This window comes from Streptococcus mitis (assembly GCF_001074635.1).
In the GTDB taxonomy this organism is placed as follows: Bacteria; Bacillota; Bacilli; order Lactobacillales; family Streptococcaceae; genus Streptococcus; species Streptococcus mitis_E.
Genome location: NZ_JUQO01000006.1, coordinates 1 through 4,758 on the forward strand (window position 1 = coordinate 1; position 4,758 = coordinate 4,758).

At 40.7% G+C, this 4,758-nt stretch carries 4 protein-coding genes; all 4 read right to left on the bottom strand.

Annotation, left to right across the window (positions count from 1 at the left end; all coding sequences use genetic code 11):
- Nucleotides 1-722, bottom strand: a 722-nt coding sequence (locus tag ADI58_RS00140; RefSeq protein ID WP_049521007.1) for a LysM peptidoglycan-binding domain-containing protein, incomplete at its 3' end; no start/stop codon positions are given.
- A gap of 356 nt (nucleotides 723-1,078) precedes the next feature.
- Nucleotides 1,079-2,458, bottom strand: coding sequence for an ABC transporter permease subunit Vex3 (gene vex3, locus ADI58_RS00145; protein WP_049510652.1), 1,380 nt, complete (start codon nucleotides 2,456-2,458; stop codon nucleotides 1,079-1,081).
- A 50-nt stretch (nucleotides 2,459-2,508) separates the two neighbouring features.
- Complete coding sequence (gene vex2, locus ADI58_RS00150) at nucleotides 2,509-3,156, bottom strand: ABC transporter ATP-binding subunit Vex2 (RefSeq protein ID WP_049521008.1); 648 nt, start codon at nucleotides 3,154-3,156, stop codon at nucleotides 2,509-2,511.
- Nucleotides 3,157-3,273: 117 nt separating this feature from the next.
- A complete protein-coding gene (locus ADI58_RS00155; RefSeq protein WP_049521009.1) occupies nucleotides 3,274-4,551 on the bottom strand; it encodes an ABC transporter permease in 1,278 nt (425 codons plus the stop codon).
- Nucleotides 4,552-4,758: the final 207 nt, after the last annotated feature.

A 4,758-nucleotide genomic window follows, 5' to 3' on the forward strand; every position in this document is an offset into this window, starting at 1 on the left:
GCTGTTGGTTCGTCCGCTTTTGGCGCTGGTGTCGCCGGCTCTTCCGCTTTTGGTGCTGGTGTCGCTGGTTCTTCCACTTTTGGTGCTGGAGTCGCTGGTTCGTCTGCCTTCGGTGTTGTTGCCACTGGTTCGTCTGCCTTCGGCGTTGTTACCACTGGTTCGTCTGCCTTCGGCGTTGTTACCACTGGTTCGTCCGCTTTTGGTTCAGTCGCTGCTGGTGTTTCCACAACTACTGGTGTCGTTTGTTTAACAGTAGTAGTTTGCTCTCCAGTTACAGTATCTGTCTTTGTTTCAACTTCATAACTTTGACGACTACCAGAATTATCAATCGACACTCTCTGTCTTTTTACTTCTGTATTTCCATCTTTTAGAAAAGCCTCTTCGCTAAAATACAATTTATTATTAGCAAAAATCAAATCTCTATTTGCAATACGATTTATCTCAACCAAACTATCAACAGATAGCCCCGTTGCACCACTAATAGCACTCAGTGTATCTCCCCACTTAATTGTGTAGTGTGACAAATTGTCTATTTTTTGAATATCAGCTTTGACTTCTGCAACTGTTCTGGCTACCCAGACACCATCTTGTTCACTGGCTGACACAGTTGGAGCTAAAAAGCCCAGCCCCAGTAGAATGACACCTGTCGCAACAATTGCACCAGTTCTTAATTTTCTAAAGCCACGGAGGGATAAGCTCCCTCTAACATTTGTCTGTCTCATAATGTTTATTTTTCCTCACTAATCTATATTTTCCAAAGCAGACCCTTCCTAGGTCTACTAGTCTATGTTTGCAATATGGATAGGCTTCTACAGATTTATCTATCTATTTTCAAGATAAGGTTTCTATAGATTTTTATGCAAAATTCCATATATAAGTTGTGAAATTCCTTTCTAATAAATTCCATAGCTTTAGTATATCATATTGAAGCACTAAAGTACAAAGAAAGCGATTGAAAGCAATGATTTTCACCACTGCTTTCGACTCTATTTTGTATTGTTAAATATCCATTCTCTATCCACCATTCTGGAATAGAAAAACAAGATGCAATCTCTATTTTAGACTAATTTTTTCAAATTTATTCACTATCCAGCAGAAGTTCTTTTGGTTGTTTTCTAAGGAGATTGCTTGAAGCAAGCGCCATAACGAGAACGACTAGAACTAAAGCAAGGACAAAGACGATGATAAAGTCTGATGTCTGAATAGAAATATCTAGGCTCGACAAGGTCTTGCTAAAGCCATCTACTTCTGCACCACCACCAAGGTTAGAGGCTTGAGCAGCCTTGCTAGCCTGTTTGGCAACACCTGAAGTGACATTGGCAAGAACAGTATTTCCAATCGCACGAGCTGTGTAGTTGGCTAGGAAGTAAGCAGAAACAAGAGCAGGAATTGCAATCAAGATGGATTCGGTGATGAATTGCCCCAAGATACTTGCCTGCTTAAGACCGATAGATAGGAGAATGCCCACTTCCTTGCGACGAGCGTTAATCCAAAGACTAAGCAAGAGTGCAAGGAGAAGGACTGAGAAGCTCAAGCTACCCCAGAAGAGGAGGTTGGCCATCTTGTACATACCAGAGATGGATTGCTCAAGAGCTGGGTAGTTTGAGGAGCTCTTAACTAAGGTATAGCTCTTCCAGTTAATACCACTGATGCCATTCAACTCTTTCATAACATCATCCAAGTTCTTGTCCGCTGTTACAAAGAAGGTAGCGTCCCCGTAAATAGCTGTGTCTTCTGTGTATCCATAAAGTTTAGCAGCCGTATGGATGTCTGTGATTGCTGTATTTTCATAGAGTTCTTGTGAGTAGGTTACTGCCGACTTATTGTGACCATCAAAGAGTCCCTTGATTGTCACTTCGACTGTTTCCTTGGCACCTTTTTCATTGTCTGCATCATAGATATTAGAGTCTAGTTTGACCTTATCTCCTACTTTCCAGCCGTGTTTTGCAGCCAAGTCCTTGTGCAGGAGGATCTTGTCCTTGTCGTCGTTTGTTAGGTGCTCACCTTCGACCAACTTATAAGAACCAGAGACAAACTTGTCTTCTTTGGAGGAGTCATTGACACCTGTAATCATCAAGCTACTTCCAAAATGTTTGGCACGGTCAGGTGTCAGATTTTTCTTGGTATCTGGCGTTTCGATGAGTTCATATCCAGTCAAATCTCCGATAGCGTTGATGCGTTTCACATAAGACTCGATGGCCTTGTTTTCGGTGATTTTTTTGATATCTTCACCCTTGATATTCCCAGCACCACGTGGCGTACCTTGATTGACGCGACGATTGATTTGCATGGAGAAGCTATTGGTGATATTTTTAAAGGTCTCCTGAGAAGCCTTGGCAGTAGCTCCCTTGATCGACAAGCCGACCAAACTCAAGCTCGCCATGAGGAGAATAATCAGGAAGATGACAATCGATTTGAAAAACTTCCTTGTAACATAGGCAAATGCGTTGTGTAACATAGGTTCCCTTTCTAGATTTGATTTTATAATGCTATCAAAACAAGCTTAAATTATTTACTAGTATTGCGAGTTTCAGTCAGTTTCTTGTCCTTCAACTCAAGTGTAATATCTGACGCTTGTGCCACTTCTTTGCTGTGGGTGACGACGATGACACATTTACCTGTTTTCTCGGCAAGTGATTTGAGCAGTTCGACAATATCTCCTGCAGTTTTAGGGTCCAGATTTCCCGTTGGCTCATCCGCTAGAATAACTGGAGCTTCTGACACCAAACTGCGAGCAATGGCAACACGTTGTTGTTGACCACCTGATAACTGGAGAACATTCCGCTTGATCTGACTTTCATCCAAACCAAGCTCAAGGAGGGTATCCTTGCTTGCCTTTTTATTGACCAAGCGGATATTTTCCAGTGGAGAAAGATAATCTATCAAGTTATAATTTTGAAAGACCAAGGAAATATGGTGCATGCGATGGTAAGAATAGCCCTTCTTACGAATATCCTCTCCTTGAAAAAGAATAGAACCTTCAACAGGACTATCTAAACCAGCAAGGAGGGACAAGAGTGTGGATTTTCCTGCTCCTGACTCCCCAATAATACTGTAAAATTTTCCGGGTTCAAAATTATAATTGATCTGATATAGGACTGCTTCAGCAGTGTTCTTATAACGGTAGGTAACATCTTGTAATTGTAATAAAGTCATGATTTCTCCTTCTTATACTCAATGAAAATCAAAGATTAAACTAGGAAGCTAGCCACAGGCTGTACTTGAGTACGGCAAGGCGAAGCTGACATGGTTTAAAGAGATTTTCGAAGAGTATTAACTAATAGATGATAAAATTTCTTTCGGCGATTTTCTAAATAAGAATAGGAAACAAAGGGCTACAGATAAGCAACTAAGCAGAACTAGAAAAACATAGGATTCTGCAAAAGATAGGATGCTGGTTGATAGACTGCTTGCTTTAGCTAGCGTGTCTTGTAAGCTTGTCTGTTCTCCACTTGCTAGTAGAGTTTGGAGTAGGTAAGTTGTGATTGCGTTTCCTGCAGCAAATGCTGGAAGCAAAGCACCGAGAGATACCAAAACTACCTCTAAACAGAACTGTAGGAAGATTGAGCTCTTGCCTTTTCCAAGTGCCAGTAAAATTCCCACCTCGTAGACACGTTCTCTCAACCAGAGAGACAAGACCAGAATTAAGGCTCCTGCTCCTGCTATCAACATTCCATAAAGGAAAATGGTCAGAAAGGTTTGGAAGGTTGCAACTGAGTCTTTGATTTGTTCAAAAGCCTTGTTTTCCTTCTCGACTTGATAGCCTTGATTTTCCAAGGACAAGTTTTCCACCTGCTTCATAAGTCCGTCCATTTCCTTCGGATTTTCTACATAGAAGCGCGCTGCACTAACTTGATGTTCACTATTTCCCAAAAGGGTTTGGCTACTTTCATAGTCTGTAAAGACTTGGTTTTCACTGAAGTCGGAAGACAAGCCTGTAAATTTCTCTTGTTTTTTACCAGAAAAAATGCCGACAATTTCAAACTCAACTGTTTGTCCTTTGCCAGATTCTGACTGTCCAGCTTCTAAGCCAATCTTGTCATGAAGGGAAAGAGCATTCTTCTTAGCCAACTCTTCGTGGATGAGAATTTTCTTTGAATCCCCTTTTTGAAGGTGTCGACCTTCTTTTAAGTTAAAAGCCGAGCTGGTAAAGGTGACATCCTTGGCTGAATCTTCAAGAGCCGTTAAACTAACCAAGTTCTTGTCCACAGCTGACAAATCATCACGCTCCACGCTCTGCTCGCCACTCACCGCTTCCTTGTCTTTTAATTTTGCAATCGTCTCCAGTTCAGGAGAAACATTTTCCAGCCCCTTAATCTGGCTCACGGATGATAAGTCCGACAACTTAAAAGTCTGCCCATTTTCTATCTTCTTAATAGAAAAAGAGGTATTGAGTGATTTGTAAAGATTGGTTTCAACTGTTTTGTTGGACTTCATCAGAGTCAAACAGGCTGAAATTCCGGCCAATAGGACCAATAAAATCAGAAATAAAATAAAACTTCTCAGTCGTTTTCTACTGACATAAGCCCAAGCTCTTTGGATTGGATTCATTTGTCACCTCCATATTTGTAAGACTATTATAAAACCCAAATATGAAATGTTTATGAAATACAAAAAAAGAACTAGAATTCTCACAAATGAGTGATTTTTCTAGTTCTTTTTGATTTACAAAGACTTTATGTAGGGAAAGCTACTAAGGATCAAATGAGATCATCTATTTAAGCTTCCTCTTCATCGTCTTTTTTCTTTTTGGCAAAT